Source organism: Pseudomonas sp. Fl5BN2, from assembly GCF_009908205.1.
In the GTDB taxonomy this organism is placed as follows: Bacteria; Pseudomonadota; Gammaproteobacteria; order Pseudomonadales; family Pseudomonadaceae; genus Aquipseudomonas.
On sequence record NZ_JAAARL010000081.1, the window covers coordinates 1 to 429 of the forward strand.

A 429-nucleotide genomic window follows, 5' to 3' on the forward strand; every position below is an offset into this window, starting at 1 on the left:
GACTATTAAAGATTTTCTCGTCTCCCTTGGATTTGGCATTGATGAAGCCGGATACGAGAAATTTGAATCTGTTCTTGCTGGCGTCACCGCAAATGCCATAAAAACAGGGCTGGCGGTGGAAGGTGCGGCGCTGTCCGTTGTTGCGTTTACGGCGAAAATTGCCTCCGGTCTGGATAATCTCTACTGGGCATCTCAACGCACCGGCGCGACGGTTCAGGGGATTCAGTCGATTGGCTACGCAGTTTCGCAGGTGGGCGGTAGTGTGGACGCGGCGCGGACTTCGCTGGAAAGCCTCTCCCGGTTTGTGCGTAATAATCCCGGCGCGGAAGGCTTTCTGAACCGCCTGGGCGTACAGACCCGGGACGCCAGCGGGAATATGCGCGATATGGCCGCCATTTTTACGGGCGTCGGCCAGAAGCTCAGCAGCAT

Annotated in this window: 1 protein-coding gene; it reads left to right on the plus strand. The window is 56.6% G+C overall.

Annotation, left to right across the window (positions count from 1 at the left end):
- Nucleotides 1-429, plus strand: a 429-nt coding sequence (locus GV819_RS32660) for a hypothetical protein (RefSeq protein WP_256667713.1), incomplete at both ends; no start/stop codon positions are given.